The sequence below is a fragment of the Frankia sp. QA3 genome (genome assembly GCF_000262465.1).
Lineage (GTDB): Bacteria > Actinomycetota > Actinomycetes > Frankiales > Frankiaceae > Frankia.
The window spans coordinates 1275783-1293184 of the sequence record NZ_CM001489.1 but is presented as its reverse complement, the minus strand read 5'-3'; the positions used below and the strand labels follow the sequence as shown (position 1 = coordinate 1293184).

General features: G+C 69.7%; 15 protein-coding genes. 8 read left to right on the top strand and 7 right to left on the bottom strand.

Features of this window, described 5'->3' with window-relative positions:
- Window position 1: 1 nt before the first annotated feature.
- Both FRAQA3DRAFT_RS05125 and FRAQA3DRAFT_RS05120 read right to left on the bottom strand, forming a co-directional pair.
- Window positions 2-1447 carry a DUF222 domain-containing protein gene (locus tag FRAQA3DRAFT_RS05125; protein ID WP_369809392.1) on the bottom strand — a complete coding sequence of 482 codons (1446 nt, stop codon included), beginning with the start codon at window positions 1445-1447 and terminating at the stop codon, window positions 2-4.
- A gap of 987 nt (window positions 1448-2434) precedes the next feature.
- Entirely contained in the window at window positions 2435-4057 is a 1623-nt protein-coding gene (locus tag FRAQA3DRAFT_RS05120; protein WP_198287031.1) for an FAD-dependent monooxygenase, read from the bottom strand.
- Here FRAQA3DRAFT_RS05120 and FRAQA3DRAFT_RS38420 point away from each other — a divergent pair.
- From FRAQA3DRAFT_RS38420 to FRAQA3DRAFT_RS05105, 4 genes are all read left to right on the top strand, one after another.
- Window positions 4044-4247 carry a TetR family transcriptional regulator gene (locus FRAQA3DRAFT_RS38420; protein ID WP_198287030.1) on the top strand — a complete coding sequence of 68 codons (204 nt, stop codon included), beginning with the start codon at window positions 4044-4046 and terminating at the stop codon, window positions 4245-4247. The two genes, FRAQA3DRAFT_RS05120 and FRAQA3DRAFT_RS38420, sit on opposite strands and share 14 nt — an antisense overlap.
- Before the next feature lie 166 nt (window positions 4248-4413).
- A complete protein-coding gene (locus tag FRAQA3DRAFT_RS35770; protein ID WP_063820782.1) occupies window positions 4414-4701 on the top strand; it encodes a hypothetical protein in 288 nt (95 codons plus the stop codon).
- Between the two features lie 541 nt (window positions 4702-5242).
- Window positions 5243-5974 (top strand): hypothetical protein, encoded by a 732-nt coding sequence (locus FRAQA3DRAFT_RS05110; RefSeq protein ID WP_009737996.1) that lies wholly within the window; start codon window positions 5243-5245, stop codon window positions 5972-5974.
- Between the two features lie 254 nt (window positions 5975-6228).
- Window positions 6229-6855 (top strand): hypothetical protein, encoded by a 627-nt coding sequence (locus FRAQA3DRAFT_RS05105; RefSeq protein ID WP_009737995.1) that lies wholly within the window; start codon window positions 6229-6231, stop codon window positions 6853-6855.
- Between the two features lie 90 nt (window positions 6856-6945).
- Here FRAQA3DRAFT_RS05105 and FRAQA3DRAFT_RS05100 read toward each other — a convergent pair whose 3' ends face one another.
- A complete protein-coding gene (locus tag FRAQA3DRAFT_RS05100; RefSeq protein ID WP_009737994.1) occupies window positions 6946-7698 on the bottom strand; it encodes an ABC transporter permease in 753 nt (250 codons plus the stop codon).
- A gap of 1 nt (window position 7699) precedes the next feature.
- Window positions 7700-8656, bottom strand: a complete 957-nt coding sequence (locus FRAQA3DRAFT_RS05095; protein ID WP_009737993.1) for an ABC transporter ATP-binding protein — start codon at window positions 8654-8656, stop codon at window positions 7700-7702.
- 108 nt (window positions 8657-8764) lie between these two features.
- On the opposite strand from FRAQA3DRAFT_RS05095, the gene FRAQA3DRAFT_RS05090 reads away from it, so the two are divergent.
- The 4 genes from FRAQA3DRAFT_RS05090 to FRAQA3DRAFT_RS05075 all read left to right on the top strand — a co-directional run bounded on the left by FRAQA3DRAFT_RS05090 (window position 8765) and on the right by FRAQA3DRAFT_RS05075 (window position 14411).
- A complete protein-coding gene (locus FRAQA3DRAFT_RS05090; protein WP_009737992.1) occupies window positions 8765-10006 on the top strand; it encodes a sensor histidine kinase in 1242 nt (413 codons plus the stop codon).
- Entirely contained in the window at window positions 10003-10644 is a 642-nt protein-coding gene (locus tag FRAQA3DRAFT_RS05085) for a response regulator transcription factor (RefSeq protein WP_009737991.1), read from the top strand. The genes FRAQA3DRAFT_RS05090 and FRAQA3DRAFT_RS05085 overlap by 4 nt, the downstream gene beginning before the upstream one ends.
- Before the next feature lie 276 nt (window positions 10645-10920).
- Window positions 10921-12594 carry a serine/threonine-protein kinase gene (locus FRAQA3DRAFT_RS32445; protein ID WP_009737990.1) on the top strand — a complete coding sequence of 558 codons (1674 nt, stop codon included), beginning with the start codon at window positions 10921-10923 and terminating at the stop codon, window positions 12592-12594.
- 254 nt (window positions 12595-12848) lie between these two features.
- On the top strand, window positions 12849-14411 hold the full coding sequence (locus FRAQA3DRAFT_RS05075; RefSeq protein ID WP_232291925.1) for a DUF4277 domain-containing protein: 1563 nt from the start codon (window positions 12849-12851) through the stop codon (window positions 14409-14411).
- On the opposite strand, the gene FRAQA3DRAFT_RS05070 is transcribed toward FRAQA3DRAFT_RS05075, so the two are convergent.
- Genes FRAQA3DRAFT_RS05070 through FRAQA3DRAFT_RS05060 form a run of 3 tightly spaced genes read right to left on the bottom strand, consistent with a single transcriptional unit; the run spans window position 14383 to window position 17384 of the window.
- Window positions 14383-15303 (bottom strand): SDR family NAD(P)-dependent oxidoreductase, encoded by a 921-nt coding sequence (locus tag FRAQA3DRAFT_RS05070; protein WP_009737989.1) that lies wholly within the window; start codon window positions 15301-15303, stop codon window positions 14383-14385. The two genes, FRAQA3DRAFT_RS05075 and FRAQA3DRAFT_RS05070, sit on opposite strands and share 29 nt — an antisense overlap.
- A 31-nt stretch (window positions 15304-15334) precedes the next feature.
- Window positions 15335-16135, bottom strand: coding sequence for an enoyl-CoA hydratase/isomerase family protein (locus FRAQA3DRAFT_RS05065; protein ID WP_009737988.1), 801 nt, complete (start codon window positions 16133-16135; stop codon window positions 15335-15337).
- A 46-nt stretch (window positions 16136-16181) separates the two neighbouring features.
- Complete coding sequence (locus FRAQA3DRAFT_RS05060) at window positions 16182-17384, bottom strand: ABC transporter substrate-binding protein (RefSeq protein ID WP_232291924.1); 1203 nt, start codon at window positions 17382-17384, stop codon at window positions 16182-16184.
- Window positions 17385-17402: the final 18 nt, after the last annotated feature.

Sequence of the window (17402 nt, the reverse complement as noted above, 5' to 3'; positions counted from 1 at the left end):
CTCAACACCCACCCTGAGGCTGGCTCCCGACCGAGGTGACGAACGGGGTGGGGTTGAGGAGAATGTCGAGAGGTTGGCTGTAGGGGTTTCGGCGGGGAGTCTGGGTGTGGTCGACCCAGGGGGGTGGGATGAGTTCGGGTCGGCGGTCGGCGCCGAGTCGGATGGTCCAGTGGTGGTGGTGCACATGGCGGTGATGCCAGGGGCAAAGCAGCACGAGATTGTCGAGGCAGGTAGGACCCTCGTCGATCCACGAGATGATGTGGTGGGCCTGGCACCAGCTTGGTGGCCTGCTGCAACCCGGGAAGACACAGCCCTGGTCCCGGGCGACCAGCGCACGGCGGAGGTCGCCCGGGACGGTGCGCTGCGTGCGGCCGACGTCGAGGGGGACGCTGGCGGGGTCGAGGATGATGCGGCTGACGGCGGCGTCGCAGGCGAGGCGCCGCACGGTGGCGCGTGACAGGGGCTGGCCCCAACTGGTGGACGCGGCCGGCCCGCCGCGGCCGACCAGGGTGGGCCAGGGGATCGTGACGGTGAGGTGCGGGCGCACACCGCCGGAGATGGGAACGGCGGAGGCATCGAGTGCGCGGTGCACAAAGTCGACGAGGGCGTCGGCGCGGCGGCGGGCGGGGCTGCGCGGGTCGGGAGTGCCGTCGATGGCGGGCATGGGTGCGGCGAGGCTGTCGAGCGCGGTGCGAAGTAGAGCGGCGGCTTCCGCGTCGAGTTCGCCGCTGATCCGGGTCATGCCGTCGGAGAGATCGGTGATCCACAGGCAACGTCGATCCGCTGGATCGCCGTCGCCATCTGCGGCGTCGGAGGTATCGCTCTTGCCGGCACCCTTACCGCCGTCCGGAGGACTGTCGCTGTCAACATCGTTGTCACCAGCGCCGTCGTTGTCACCAGCGCCGTCGTTGTCACCAGCGCCGTCGTTGTCGCCAGCGCCGTTGTCCTCGGGGTCGGGGTTGTCGCCGCCAGGGCTGGTATCGACGTCGGTGAGGCGTTCGCGTATATGACGGCCGAGCCGGGCGAGTTCCGCGGGGTCGAACCTGGTGGCAGAGGTGAGCAGGAACTGTTCGGCGGAACGTCGGGTGGCGACGTCAACGCCGCGCGGCAGGGAGCGAAGCGCGAGGTGGATCGTCTGGGCCTGTTCGACGCTGATCATGCCGGCGATCAGGGCGGCACCGGTCGCGGCCAGGTCGTCGTCCACGGCCAAGGCCAGGTCCACCAGCCGCTGGGCGTCGACGGGGCGGATGCGTAGCCGAGCACGGATCAGGGCGGCGGTACTCGTCGCACCTTCCCGCAGCGCGCTGCCTCGGCCATGCATCTCCCGCACCAGACCGAGACGGACCGCGGCGAGACGGGCCAGCAACGCCGAGCAGTCCAGAACCGCGCCGTCGAGCTCGGGATCGGACAGCCCCCAACCGGGCATGTGCACCGCCTGCCCGACCATCGCGTCGAGCTCCGACAGGGCGGCCAGCAGCCGCGGACAACCCGCCAGGCCAACACCGTCGGAATCGCTGCCGGTGCGAGGGGTTGAGTACGGACCCGACTCAGGAGTGACGCCGGGGACCATGCCAGCGGCTGAGCGTGAGCCCTGGCCGGTGTCAGGGTCAGGGTCGGAACGAGGGTTCGGGACGGGGCCAGTATCAGGGTCGGGGCCAGAACCCGGGCCCGGGTCGAGGTCGGAGTCAGGACCAGGTGAAGGGCATGGGTCAGGGCCGGGGCCAGGGCCGAGAGTGAAGGGGGTCACGGATCAACACTAGGCCAACCAGCCCCCAATGTCGAACAGATGTTCGCATGGGTGACCGATATGAGGAAAGGGTCCATCGACACGTGCACATCGTCGAGGCTGTGACTGCCAGCAGGAGTGGCGTCCAGTCGGCGAGAGACCGGACGCACGCCGCGAGCCAGGCTGGAGGGCCGAGCCGAAGCTCGGAGGCCGGGAGCCAGGTTCAGCCCGGAGCCGGGTTGAAACCGGAGGTGGCGGCCTGCGGAGGTAGGTCAGGGGGACGGGGCGCCGTTCAGGACTTGGCGCTGTAAGCCCGAGGTGTAATCCGACGCTGGAGCCGCAGGCAGGGATCGCTTTCTACGCAGTACCAGGCCCCGCGACGGACGAAGCTGCGAGGACTCCGGGGTGCGGGGACTCCGGACACCAGCCGCCGGGAAAGCCACTGCTCAATAGCGAGCATGGCCGAGCACCAGCTACAGCCCTTTACCCGGCAGCCAGATCCCGATGGTGACGACGAGGCGGCCGACGCATGGGCCGATCCGGAGACCCTGGGCATGCTGGAGACAGCAGCCCGCGGGAGCGGCATGCCTCCGGAGTCGTTGGCGCTTCACGTTCACCATGCCGTTTAGTGACAGTGGCGGCACTGTCACCTTGTCGCCTTGTCGCCTTGTCGCCTTGTCGCCTTGTCGCCTTGTCGCCTTGTCGCGGCTATCGTCCGAGCAGGTGGGCCAAGACCTGGTGGAGGTCGTATTCTGGCCGCCGGGGAAGGTGGAAGGCGCGCCAGGCGACGAATCCGTCTGGTCGGATGAGGCTCGCGCCCGCCCTCGTGACGCCGTACGCGTCCAACAACCGGTCGTCCGGGTCGTGAAGCCCGACGCCGACGTGGTGGATGTCCAGTTCGACCTCGAGTGACGCCGCCGCCATCCTGGCTGCCGCGGTCCAGTCCTCGCCGTCGGGGCCGACCAGCACGGTGAAGGCACCGGCGAACAGGTCGAGGGTGGACAGCCGGGTGCCCGCCCGGTCCAGCCAGACGTGTGGTGCTCGCAGACCTGGCCGCCCGCTGGGCTGGCGTGGGTCTTCGACCGGCCCGACCGGAATGGACGTCTCGGTGAGAATCGCGGCGGAGTCGCACCGATATCCGAAGATCATCGCCAGATCGTCGACTGCTGTGGCGTCGTCACCGGTGCCTTCGTGGCGGTCACGCAGGAGCCGCATCGCGGTTTCGAGCGTTATCCGCGCGACCGGGCGACGCTCGTCTTCGTAGGTGTCCAGCAGCGTGTCGCCTGCCTGGCCCTTGATGACGGCGGCGAGCTTCCACGCCAGATTGTGCGCGTCTGCGATGCCGGTGTTCGCACCGTAGGACCCCGTGGGCGGTACGACGTGGGCCGCGTCGCCGACGAAGAACACCCGCCCGGCCCGGTAGCGGCGCGCGACCCACCCACCGATCCTGGTGCTGGAGACTTTCCGGTCCCAGCCGGGCATCGGGGGGACGAGGGTGAGGTCCAGGCCGGGAATGCCGACCGCCTCGCGGGCCAGTTCGGCGCAGCGTTGGTCGGTGAAGTCGTCGAAGCTCTCGCCCCGCTCGGGATCGTAGGGCACCCCGAGCGCCCAGCGGCCGAATTTCCGCAGCGGCACCAGGGCTGTGCCCGGGGCCGGCCTGTCGAGGTAGGCCAGCAGGAATCGGCGTCCCCGCAACGCGGTGCTCAGGTCGGCGTCGAAGACGAAGTTCACGACCGGGAAAAGAACACCGGGCCCGTCCGCGCCGATGCCGAGCCGGTGACGTATGCCCGCCCGGTGACCATCCGCGGCGATCAGATAGTCGGCGTGGAGGCGGTACTCGGCACCGCTGCTGACGTCGCGCAGCATGGTCGTCACGCCGTCGCCGTCGGCGTCGCCGTCGCCGTCGGCATCGGCGTCGGCATCCGCATCGGCGTCGAAGGAGACCAGTTCGGTGCCGAACCGCACGTCGGCGCCGCTGCGTTCGGCGTGGGCGCGCACGATGTGTTCCAACTCGTCCTGGTCGATCATTGCCCAGTCGGTGGGGCTGACGGTCGCTGGCGGCCGGACCTGGGCGAGCACGTCGAGGCGGAAGCGTTCCTCGCCGGTCAGGATCTCCGCACCGATCATTTCCGGCAGGTCGGTCAGGATCGACGCGCGACCGCGGATCTCCTCTTCCAGGCCGAGGGCACGGTAGATCTCCATCGAGCGAGGGTTGAACGCCCGTGCCTGTGGCAGCAGTGCCGTCGACGGGTGCCGCTCGACCAGTACCGGCCGGATTCCCTGCCGCGCGAGGAAGAGCGCCGCGGACAGGCCGACGATGCCTCCTCCCACAACGAGGACAGCGGTCCGGTCGAAACCGCGCCGGTCACCCAAACCCCAGGAGCGACAGCGCGATCCCGACCGCACCCGCAGGCTCCTCCTGGACGCGGCGGCCGAGTTCGCCGCGCACGGGTACGCCGGCGCCCGCATCAGCGCGATCGCGGCCCGGGCGGGCGTCAACCAGCAGTTGATCTCCTACTAATTCGACGGCAAGGAAGGCCTCTATCAGGCTCTGGCAGACGTCTGGCGGCAGCGCCAGAGCGAGTTGGTGACTCCGGGCACGCCCCTGCCCGAGCAGATCCGCCGCTACGCCCTGGAGGCACTGAGCAACCCCGACGGTGTCCGGCTGATGGCGTGGAGCGGCCTGGATGTACACCGGTCCGGAAGCCGACCCCGATCACGCACCCCGCTCGGAGCGACTGCGGGGCAGCGTCGAGGAGGTCCGCACCCTGCAGTCGGCCGGCCGGCTGCCGGCCGAGGTGGACCCGGCCTGCCTGACCATCATGTTGATCGCCACCGCGATGGCCACCACCACGCTTCCCCACGTCATCGAGGGCGTGTGCGGGGTCGATCCCCGCTCACCCGAGTTCCTCCACCACTACGCCGAACAGGTCGCCACCGTCACCCGCCTCCTCGGCCTCGACACACCGGGCTAGACCGCGTATCCGCTTGTGATCCGCCGGGGGATTCGTCCTGGCCGCGATCCGATGATCCGGTGGTTCGTGGTTCGGTAATTCGTGACGCGGGTGCAGGTGACCGATGCCGAGTGGGGGTTGATCGGCCCGACCAGTGGGTCCGGCCGGCCGTGCCCGGGCAGGCCGGCTGGGTCCAGGCGGAGAAGGGGAGGCGGCGAACTCGCCCGAACCACGCTCTGACCACGACCACATTCGCGTCCCGACCGCGGCGATGAGCGGGTGACGGGCAGGAGGCCACGCCAGCCGTCACTTGCGGAGAGGGGCCCGTCCGGCACGTCCACCCGGGTGGAGTCATCTCCCTCCTGGGGCGGAGCTTCGGCCGATGGGATGGTGGTGCCAGAACCGCCCACAGCGGGTCCTTGGTCCGAGTCTGTCACCGCCCAAAGCCGGACACGCACACCGGAGACGAGGCCGGGCGAAGCCACGATGGTTGAATAATCGCCCAGGATGATCAAGTATCGGCAGAATCGAGAATATTCCCTTCGACAGAAAGCCGGACGTGATGAGCGAAAAGCGAGCCCAGCTGATCTACGGGAAAGGGCGGGATGCCTGTCCCGACGGAAGCTTCTGCCTCTATCGTGCCGTCGAGTTCAACGCCGGTCAGCAATCGGGGGTCGGGGACAAGATCCTGGTCATCCCGTTGGGCACGTACGTCGACGACTTCACCGAATACGGATTCGACCACAGCGGTGACGGGGTCAGCGCCGTCGTCAACAACACGGACGAGGACAACACGCTGTTCTCCGCGGCCAGCCAGCAGGGGCACGCTCTGCCGGTGGACCGGAACTCCTCGATCGCGAATTTGATCCGCGTCGCCATGGCCGAAAGCCCGAACGGCACCTGGAACGACCAGGCCCAGTCCGCGCGGGCCGCCCCCTTCGTGGGGAACCTGGTCGTCAAGCAGGAGTTCCGGGGCAAATGGCAGGATGCGGGGAAGGTGGTCTACTCCTACCGGATCACCGTGAGCGCCTCAACGACGCGGGTGGTGAAATGGGCCCTTGGCTTCGGTGATCTACCGGAGGGAACCTCGCTGTTCAAGGGCTTCAGCGACGTTTTCTGGGGCCAGATCCTCCGCGACGGTACCGAGGGCAGCGTCCTGCTCGCCTCCCCCCCGGGCGGGGATCATACCATCGACCCCGAGGCGGATCTCCTCATCGACATCCAGGTTCTCTACCCGACCGAGAACCCCGCTCAGGAACACCTCACGAGCCTCAACGCCCAGCAACTGGCCTGACCTACCGAAAGGTGGACCGATGACCGGGACCGCTGCCACAAGGCAGGGGTCCCGGACCGGCGGTCACCCTGCGCCCTGGTGGAGGAGACAGCAGGGCAGGTCATCGCTGACGTCGGACCGCAGGTCGCCGCGGGACTGCAGGGGCCCCGGCCGATGCCGGCGGCTCGACCTTTCTGTCCGTCGGGGCCCGTGACCCGGACAGCGGCGGCGAGCCCGTTTCTGGGCACAGCCAGGTTGTCCGAGAGGCGCACGAAGTGGACATCCAACACCGTGAAATCACAGTCTTCAACGACTCGAACCTCGATGGGGCCAAGGCGATAGTCTTCCAGAAGGACGCCGACCTGCCACTGGATATGCTGTCATTGGCCTGGTTTTCGAGTACCTGCCACCCGCGCGGCCAGGTTCGTTTCCCCTGGACCACAGAGTACGATTTCGTGTGGGGCCAGGCTGGAACACTGGCGCCCGGAGTCAATTACCTGGCCGCGCAGGTGGTGGGCGCCGAACTGTACAACAACGCCGTGACCCTTACCTACCGGAACGGGGGATTCGAGTTCACCGCGATGTCGCGGAATACCGAGGGCCGCGGCTCCCTGAGCATCAATGAAGACGCATCGGTGCCTGGCGCCGAAAGTCCCGATCGTGGCGCCGTCGGAGTAGGTATGAGCGGCTTCGCCACCTTCGTGCGACCCACCCAGCCGGACGCCGGCCTGCAATACACACCCAACCCGTCATACTATGTTGCGCTGGGGCTCTTCCGCGCCGGCGACGTGGTCGCGGAGTCTCAGCTGTATTCGCCGACGCAGGTCACGTTCAACGGATCAAGCACTGCGACATGCGTGTACAGCAATTCCGGATATTTCGACATCACTTATAGTAGCTGACGGCAGGCCGTTCGGGACCTGGGGCAGCGAGCCACACTGCCATCGCACCGCATTGTCGTCCGGCCACGTCAACGTCGTTGGCTCCGGCGGTCATGCGTCACGGCAGCGCAGCGCATACCAGCCGCCGAAGACCGCCCCCGCGGTCCATACGGCCATAATCGGCAGGCCCAGCCACGCACTGTAGACGAGGTCAGGGTCTGAATGCAGGCTCATGGCCGCGTACAGCCCGGCCCGGTCGGGCAGGAACTGGGCGACGGTCCGCAAACGGGGTACTTCCATACTCAAGGGCGATAGCAGGAAGAGGAACGGCAGGACCACGCCCATCGCCGCGGCCAGGGTACGGACCATCGCGGCAAGCCCCACGCACAGGAGCGTCAGCAGCGGGAAGTAGAGGATCAGGCAGAGCACCGCGCGCACGGTGCCGGGATCACCGAGGGACACCCCGTGCTCGCCCAGCAGGCGTTGGGTCAGGAAGAACGTCAGCAGCGCGGCCGGGATCGCGATGGCCAGCGACAGGCCCGTGGTGACCAGGCACTTGCCGACGTAGAAGCGGTTCCTCCGGGGAACAGCGACGAGGGAGGTCGCGATCCTTCCCCTGTCGTACTCACCTCCCATGGCCAGCATCGCGAAGACAGCCACCGCGACCTGGGCGAAGTTCACCCCCCAGAAACCCAGCGCCAGCGGATCGAAATCCGCCTGGGCAGCCTCACCATCGCCGTAGTCACCGCAGGCGACGGAACCGAAGGCAACAGGCAGGACGGCGGCCACCGTCAGCGACCCGACGAGAGCCCGAACCGATATGATCTTGGTCAATTCCGAATACAGAACGGGTTGCAATCTCACGTCAGCGCGCCTTTCGTCCGGCGACGGCGGCGAACTCGGTGGAGCGCAAGGTCATGCGAAGGAATGTCTCTTCCAAGGAGTCCTCGCTCAGGTAGAGCTCCTGGAGCGGCACGCCTTCGCGCGCTGCGACCGCGCCGATCCGGTCCGGCAGGGCTTCGAGCACCTCCCACGTCCCGCTGTTCACCGGCCTGAGGGTGAACCCGTCCGCAGCCAGGGCCCTACCCAGCCGCTCGGGCCGCGTCGTGCGCAGTCGTACTCGTCTCCGACCGTAACGGGCGCTGAACTCGGTCATGCCGACATCGGCCAGCAGCCGGCCCCTGCCGATGATGATCAGATGGTCGGCGGTCACCGCCATCTCATTCATGAGATGGCTGGAAACCAGGACCGCCCGGCCGTCCTCGGCGAGTTCCCTGAGCTGGTCCCTCATCCAGCGAATGCCCCCCGGGTCCAGGCCGTTGAGCGGTTCGTCCAGGATGAGCACCTGAGGATCGCCGAGCAGGGCGGCCGCGAGCCCGAGCCGTTGGCGCATGCCCAGGGAGAAACCGCCGACCCGGCGCCTGGACACGGAGGCCAGGCCCACCCGGTCGAGCATCTCGTCGACCCGCGCGTCCGGGATGCTGTTGCTCCTGCCCAGAACCAGCAGGTGGTCACGAGCCCGCCGCCCGGGATGCACGGCGGACGCGTCGAGCAACGCTCCCACCTGCCGCAACGGCTCCTGGATCTGCGCGTACGGACGGCCGTCGACGAGGACCTCGCCGCTCGTCGGCCGGTCGAGGCCCAGCATCATCCGCATGGTGGTCGTCTTGCCCGCCCCGTTGGGACCGAGGAAGCCGGTCACTCGACCCGGTTCGACCCGGAAGGTGAGCCGATCCACGGCGAGAGAACGCCCGTAGCGTTTGGTGAGATCCCGGACGTCAATACGCACCGCCCGGGGCGGTGGTTCCGCCTTGGTCGTCATTGCCTCAGGAAACGACAGGGAACGACGTGACCGGATCCCCCAACCGTCGTTGATGCGCTCCCTCCTGCGAGGGAGGTGCGCGAGGGACGCCGTAGGCATCATGGTGCAGTGCCGATCTTTGTCTCTGGCCTGTTCCGAGCCGCTGTTTACACGCGCTGGCTGCACCTGGCCACAGGCGGGGTCTTCGCCGGCGTCTGTGTGATGGTGGCACCCGGCTTCGATGAATCCCTGCCACGTGCCCTGCTCGCCTGCCTGATCTCTCCGCTGCCGGTGCTGGCGCTCGCCGCGCTCGTGCCCGGAACCCGCCAGGCGGAAGGCGTCCAGGCGCGATGGCTGCTGAGGCCCCGGCACGACACCGAGATCAGCCTCGTTCCTTCGCGCACCCCGTCCGACCGGTGGCGGACCGGGCTGTGGCTGCTCGCCCGCGTCTGGTTCGGGGTCGCCGTCCTGGCACTGACGGTCAACGCCGCCGCCCTCGCCTTCCAGCTCGGGTCCGCCCCGTTCCGACAGGAACCGCTGCGGGTCGCGGGACTCCGGGTACTGGACAGCGACCGTCTTCTCCTTGGCCCGATCCTGGTCCCCCCGCTGATCCTCGCTCTGCTGTGGACGATCGTCGGGGCCGGCGCGCTTGAGTTGCGCGCGGCCCGGGCCCTGCTCGGCCCATCTCCGGCCGAGCGGCTGGCGGAGGTCGAGCGTCGGGCCGAGCAGCTCCTGGAACGCAATCGACTCGCCGCGGAGCTGCACGACTCCATCGGCCATGCGCTCACCCTGACCATCCTGCAGGCGGGCGCGGCCAGGCAGCTCGCGGCCACCGATGCCGCGTTCGTCGACCGTGCCCTCACCGTCATCGAGGAGACCGGACGGCGCGCCATGGACGATCTCGATCGGACCCTGGGGATTCTCCGGGACGCCCCGCTGGGACCGCGCGCCCGCCCCACGCTGGCCGAACTCGACGCCCTGCTGGACGTCGCACGGACCGCGGGCACCCCGGTCATCGCTGACGTCGGGCCACGGATCTGCGACATCCCCGGTGTCGTGTCGCGCGAGGCCTACCGGATCCTGCAGGAAGCGGTGACCAACGCGCTGCGGCATGCGCCGGGCTGCCCGCTGACAATCGAGGTCGCCGTGGACGACGGATGCCTGGGGCTGCACGCCATCAATCCGCTGCCCGCCGGGTCCGCCGCCCTGCCGCGGCAGGGCGGCAAGGGCCTGCGAGGATCGGGAGAACGTGCCGTTCTCCTCGGCGGCGAGTTCAGCGCGAGACCCCAGGAGAACCACTGGATCGTCGAAGCTCGCCTTCCCCTCGGCGTAGGATCCGGATCTCTACGCGCGCCCGGGCTGGCCCGGTGACGGTTTCGGTCCTCCTCGTCGACGACGACGAACTGGTTCGCGTGGGGCTGCGGGTCATCCTGGAGGCAGGCGGCGAGATCAGCGTTGTCGGGGAGGCCTCCGACGGCTCGCAGGTCGTGCCGCTGATCCGGGAGACGACCCCCGACGTCGTGGTCATGGACATCCGCATGCCGAAGGTCGACGGGCTGGCGGCCACCCGCGCCGTCCTCGCGGAAGTCGCCGAGCCCCCCAAGATCCTCGTGCTCACCACCTTCGACCTGGACGACTACGTCTACGAGGTGCTCCGCAGCGGGGCAAATGGGTTCGTGCTCAAACGAGCCCGACCAGCGGAGATCGTTCAGGCCGTCCACGTCATTGCATCCAGCGAGATCCTGCTTTTTCCCGAGGCGATCCGGTCCCTGGCGAGCAGACGACCGAACCAGGAAGCCCACGAGACGATGCGACGGGCCATGCTCACCGACAGGGAGACCGAAGTACTCCGGCTGATCAGCCAGGGACTGTCCAACAAGGAGATCGCCGGCCGGCTCTACCTCGGGGTCCAGACCGTCAAGACCCACGTCAGCAGCGTCCTGGCCAAGCTCGGCGCCCGTGACCGCACCCAGGCGGTCATCATCGCGTACGAAGCCGGCCTCGTGTAGGCCGAAGCTCCCCGAATCCGCACTGTCATTCCGTTGAGCAGGGCGACGGTGATGTAGCCGGACCTCGCGCCGCGCAGAAGAACGATGGCGACGACGGTCACCCAATGACGGCGGCATGTGACCACGAGCAGTCCACCCGCAGCATCACTGTCACGCAAACAGGTGGCCGAGATCAGCCATAGCACCGAACATGGCGTGGGGGAGCAGTGCGCCTGCGCTGGGTGGCACAGTCCGCCCGCGATCGTCGTGGCAACGCCGCGCCTACTGGAGGGCCTGATGAGCAGCACGCCGTGGGGAACGGACGCCGCCGGTACCGGCGAGTCCGGGCCACGGCCACCGGTGAGCGGCGGGTCCGCGGCGCAGGGGAACCCCATCCTCACTCCCCTGACACCGCGGGATCCCCGCGAGATCGGGGGGTATCTGCTGCGGGCCCGGATCGGAGAGGGCGGCATGGGAGCGGTGTACCTGTCCTACACGCCCGGCGGCCGGCCGGTGGCGGTGAAGATCGCCCGTCCGGAGTTCGCCGCCGATCCCGAGTTCCGCCGGCGTTTTGCCACCGAGGTGGCGCTCGTCCAGCGAGTGCAGGGCCTGTACACGGCGCCGGTCATCGACTGCGACGCGCAGGCGACGCTGCCCTGGCTCGCCACTGCCTACGTCGCAGCACCCTCGCTCGCCGCCGTCGTGGCTCGCCAGGGTCCGCTTCCGCCGGAGACCGTCCTGGTCCTGATAGCTGGGATCGCGGAGGCACTGGCAGCCATCCACGGCGCCGGGGTGATCCACCGGGATCTCAAGCCCGGCAACGTCATCGTCGCCGCGGACGGCCCCCGAGTGATCGATTTCGGCATCTCGCGCGCAGTCGAGGCGTCCTCGGGAGCGATCACCCGGGCCGGCGCGCGCATCGGCACGCCCGCGTTCATGGCCCCCGAGCAGGTCCAGGGCGGGTCGTTCGGCGCGGCCGGCGACGTCTTCGCCCTCGGCTCGACGGCGTACTACGCGGCGACCGGCGAGATGCCCTTCGGCGCGGACGCCGCCGTCTTCCACCGCATCGAGCATCACCAGCCCGACTGGGACCGCATTCCCGACAGGGTCCGCACCGTGCTGCACCACTGCCTGGCCAAGGAGCCGGCTGTCCGCCCGACTCCCGCGGCCCTCATCGAGCTGTGCCGCCTGGAGTCCACGGACGAACGGCTGCGCATCGGCGAAGGCTGGCTGCCGCCGACCGTAGCGGCCGAGATCACCCGGTACAGCCTCACCCCGCCGCCCCCGGTTCCACCACCCTCGCCAGCGCCCGGGGGCCGGATGGGGATCCCGTCGGGTCGACTGATCGGCGCGGTCGCGGCGATCCTCATGGTCGGCGCGCTGGCCGCCGTGCTCGCGGTCGTCCTCGCCGGTAACGGCGACGGCTCGGGACGCGACGCCGGAACAGTCACGCCGCAGACGACGGTCTCGGCGGCGGACGGCAGGGCCATCGCCGCCGCGTCGGCCGGCCCGACCCGATCGCCATCGCCATCGCCGTCCCCGCCATCGTCCTCGCCGACAAGCGCACCGTCGCCCACCAGGGCCTTCGAACCCAGGATCCTGTATTCGGGGCGGGTCACCCTCTCCGACTCGAGCGACGATGCAGAATTCTTCGACGCTGACAGCCCGAACACCCCCAATCCCGCGTTCGTCGGCGGTGACTTCACCATCGATCTCTCCGGGACCTTCACCGGTGAGAAGGGCTCGTTGGCCCCAACCTCGGCCGTGGACTACCCGACGTGCCACAAGGCCACGGGCTTCGGCCTGGCACTGCGACCCGCGGATCTGCGCGCGGGCATGCTGCTGTGCGGAAACACCAGCGAGGGCCGAACAGTGGGGATCACCGTCGACGGGTTCCACGGCAACGAGCGGGGGCGGGTAACGAGCGTGACCTTCAGCTACACGACGTGGGCGAGACCCGACGAAAGCTGATCGTCCGGCCGGTCAGGTCGGCCTAGACGTGTCTTCCGCATGTGCGTGCGGTGAGTCAGTTACTTGATCGTTTGTTCGGATCGGGTCGGGACGATCGAGATCTGTAGTGGCGGGTCTGAGACGGTTCGGGGCCGTGTCGGTCGCTATGGACTACGGGCCGCCGAGTGTGGAGAAGCCGCTCGGCGCGCTCCCTGTCGTGCGGGATTTCCTGGCTCGCCTCGATGTGGCCGCCACGATCGACCGGCTCTGCCCGGATGCGGGAGATCGGCCGGGTCAGCCACGGGCAGGTCATCGCCGTGCTGGTCGCCAACCGGCTGACGTCGCCGACCCCGCTGCTGCACGTCGAGTCGTGGGCGCGCCAGTGGGCGGTCGAGGAGATGTTCGACATCGCCCCGGACGCTTTGAACGATGACCGGGTCGGCCGGGCGCTCGACGCGCTCGCCCCGGTCTGTGAGGCGGGCGTGGGCTCGGTCGGCGCCGCGGCGATCGCCGCGTTCGGCGTCGATGTCTCCCGCATGCACTGGGACATGACCTCGATCTCGCTGCACGGCGCCTACCCCGAGGCCGACGGCGACTACGCCACGCCGCGCAACGGCCATCCCAAGGACCGCCTGCCCGACCTCAAGCAGGTCCAGACCGGCCTGGCCACGGCCGCCGACGGTGAGATCCCGCTGGTGGCCCGCGCTTATGACGGCGGCGCCGGCGAGGTCAGCCAGGTCACCGGCGCGATGCGCGCCCTGACCCAGCTCGCGGGCCCCCGGCCGTTCCTGCTGGTCGGGGACACCAAGCTCGTCTCCTACGCCAACCTGACCGCGCTGACCTCGACGCCCGGGGTCACCTTCCTTGCCCCGGCGTCGAAGGCGGTCGTGCCCGCCGACGTCCTGGCCAGCCAGGACCGGGCCACCGCCGCGATCATCGACCAGGTCGCGGCCCGCGACCACGCCAAGCCCGCCCACGAGCGCGCCATCTACCGCGCCCGGGAAGGCATGACCACCCTGCGCGGGCCCCGCAAGAAGGACCCGCCGGTCACCGTGCGCACGGTGTTCATCTGGTCGTCGGCGAACACCCAGGCCGCGCGGACCGCCCGCACGCGCAAACTCGACCGCGCCCGCGCCGACCTCGATACCCTCACCCGCGCCGCGGGCAGCCACCACCTCTACCGCACCGAGGCCGCAGTGAAGGCCCGCCTGGCCCTCCTCGCCACCAAACACCGCGTCTCCCGCTACCTCGTCGCCGAGACCAGCACCGACGCGGACACCGGGAAACCAGCGCTGACCTGGCACTTCGACCAGGCCACCCTGGACGCCGAGACCGCCACCGACGGCTGGTACGCCCTGCTGACGAACCTGCCCGACACCATCGGCCCGGCCCCGCTACAAAGGCCAGGAAGTCTCCGAACGCCGCTACGGCACGTTCAAGGGCCCACTCGCGGTCGCACCGATGTTCCTGCACTCCAACCAGCGCATCCACGCCCTCATCCACGTGATCTGCCTGGCCCTGCTCATCTTCTGCCTGGTCGAACGCCAGACCCGGCTCAGCACCGGAACCGACGGGAAGATCCCCGGCCTCTACGCCGCCCGCCCCGCCCGCCCCACCGGCGCGCTCGTCTTCTCCACGCTCGCCAGGCTGCGCCTCGTGCCAGCCCACAACGGCCGACCCGCCTACATCCCCCGCCCACCACACCTGCACCAGCACCTCCTCAACATCCTCGGCGTCGACCCGACCCGGCCACCTTGAGGGGAAAACGGGCCGGCCAACGCATCGAAACCCCATGTGCGGAAGACGCGCCTAGAAGTCGGAGCCGCCGTCGACGTTGAGCAGGGCGCCGGTGATGTAGCCGGCGCGTGCGCTGCACAGGAAGACGATGGCGGCGGCGATCTCCTCGGGGCGGCCGGGGCGGCCGAGGTCGGGGACCAGGCCGCGGCCGGCGCCGCCCATGTCCCGGGAGATGGCGAGGAAGACCTCCTCGGTGCTCGGCGCCACCGGCGTTCCCGGCGCCGTCGGCGTTCCCGGCGCCGTCGGCGTTCCCGGCGCCAACGGTGTGCTCGCCGCGCCCACCGAGGCGGCCAGGGCGTCGGGCGCGACCCAGCGCTGCGGCCCGAACTGCTCGATCTTCTCGCGGACGCCCTCGGTGAGGATCGCGCCGGGGCAGACCGTGTTCACCCGGATGCCGTCCGGTCCGAGGGCGCGGGCGAGGTTCTTCGACACGCTGGCCAGCGCCGCCTTCGCCGCGGTGTAGGCGACCATCGTCGGGTACTGCTTGCGGATCGACATGGCGGCCAGGTTGACGATGGCGCCGCCGCCGCGGGCGCGCATCAGCGGGATCGCCGCCCGGCAGGTCCGCACCCCGGCCATCAGCCCGATCTCCAGATGCGCCCGGAACAGCTCGTCGGAGGTCTCCGCCAGCGGCAGGTAGTCGTACTCGTCGCTGCCCAGGGTGTTGACGAGCACGTCGCAGCCGCCGAAGACGCCGCGCACCCGGTCGAACAGTTCCTCGGTGCCGGCCGCGGTCGCGAGGTCGGCCGGCACCGCCAGCGCGCGCACGCCGAGCGCCTCGATCTGCGCGGCGACGCTCGCGAGGGCCGCGGCGCCGCGGGCGACGACGACCACGTCCGCGCCCTCGCGGGCGAACTCCAGCGCCGTCCACCGGCCCATGCCCTTCGACGCGCCGGTGACGACCGCGACCTTCCCGCGTAAACCGAGATCCATCTCGTCGTTCCCCTCGAACAGTTGCAGCGGGCTACTCGCGCGGGGCGGCGGCCCGCTGCTGGAAGGCACGCACCTTGGCCAGGTGCTCCTCGGAGGTCAGCAGCAGGGTGTTGGCGACCCGGTCGAAGTCGCGGGCGGTGGTGCGGTCGACGCTGGCGGCCGCGTCGATGGCGAGCTTGGCCAGGCCGAGAGCCTGCGGGGACAGCGCGACCAGCGAACGGGCGAACTCCCGCACGCTCGCCGCGAACTCCTCGTCGGTGAAGACGTCGTGGACGAGGCCGATCGTCAGCGCCCGCTCGGCGTCGACCGGCCGGGCGGCCATCGCCAGCCACCGCGCCCAGTGCGGGCCGACGAGCCGGGTCAGCCGGCTGATGCCGCCGGAGCCGGGCAGCACCCCCAGGTTGGGCACCTCCGGCAGGGCGAAGGTGGTCCGCGGCGCGGCGAAGCGGAAGTCGCACGACACGGCGAGTTCGACCCCGAAGCCGCGGCAGGGCCCCTGCGCGGCGAGGATCACCGGCTTCTCGATCGCCTCGATCTCGTCCATGAGCAGGTGCAGCGCCCGGTAGGTGCGCCGCACCGAACGGCCGTTGACGCTGCCGTCGGGCTCGAAGCCCATCGAGGTGTCGATGGTGGTGATGTCCATGCCGGCGGTGAAGTGCCGGCCCTCGGCGGTGATCACCAGCACCCGGACGGCATCGTCGTCGCCGAGGTCGGCGACGGCGCCGCGCAGCGCCGCCAGCATCGGGGCGCTGACGGCGTTGAGCTTGTCGTCGCGGGTGAAGGTGATCGTCAGGACGCCGTCGTCGAGCTCGCGCCGGAAGTGCTCGCTCATCCGACCGACGCCCCGCTTCGCCGCCCGGCCACTGGGAGGTGCTCCGTCACTGAAGGCGCTCCGTCACTGGAGGCGCTCCGTCACTGGGTGGGCTCGGTCGCTGGGTGGGCTCGGTCGCTGGGTGGGCCGCGATGCCGAGCCGCTCGCTGCGGGAGCGGGCGGTGTAGCGGTGGCGCAGGACGCTGCCCGGTCCGGACGTGAGGTCGGCGACCTCGGCGGCCGGGTCCGGTTCGCGCAGGACGATGAAGTGCGGCGTCAGCCAGGCGCGCCGGGCATGTGGGCCGAAGCTGAACACCCCGCCGGGGCCGCCGGTGGCCGCCGGGACCATCTTCACCTTCTCCAGGCCCTCCTTCACGCCATCCGGCGACAGCGGCGTGGCCTTCGACAGGCCACGGGCGATGACGACGCCGAAGTCGTAGCACAGCACGGAGAAGAAGTTCGCCGGCCGGTAGCCGAACCGCGCCTCGAACCGGTCCAGGAAGTCCTGGCCGACGACGTTGTCCTCGTCGTACTGGTCGACGCCGACCCAGCCGGCGATGCTCTTCAGGCCGCCGGGCAGGAACGGCGCCGCCATGAACCCCGAGCTCATCACCTTCACCGGGTTCCAGCCGGTGCCGTCCAGGGCGGTGTTGAGGTGGGTGGCGGTCAGCCCCCAGCCGAGGTAGGCGATCGCGTCGGCGCCCGATGCCTGCAGCCGGGCCAGCGCCGGGCTCAGGTCGGTGTCGAGCATGTTGATCGGTTCCTCGATGGCGATCTTCACCCCGTCGAAGGCGCAGGCGTCACGGAAGAACCGGGTGTACTCCTCCCCCGGCACGCACTTGTCGTAGACGACGGCGACGGACTCGACGCCGCGCACCCCGAGGTAGTTCGACAGCAGGTACGGCTCCTCGGGTAACGACCCGTTGTTGATGCAGAAGCACCACTCGCCGTACCAGCGGTCGGTGCCGCTCATCGACAGGGTGGGGATGTGGCCGACGTCCTCGACATAGTTGCGGATCGCCAGCACGTTGTCCGACGCCCACGGACCGAAGATCACCAGGACGCCCTCGGCCTCGAGCTCCTTCCAGGCGTTGAGCACGTCGAAGCTCGTCCCGCGGGGCAGGCCGTCGACGGCCCGCAGCACCAGCTCGACGGGGCGGTCGATCTCCCCGTCGGCGTAGGACTCGTCGAACGCCAGCCGCAGCGCGTCGAGCATGACCTGCTGCGACGCCTGCGGCATCAGGAAATCCTGCAGGACTCCCACCTTCATCGACGACACGGTGGCCCC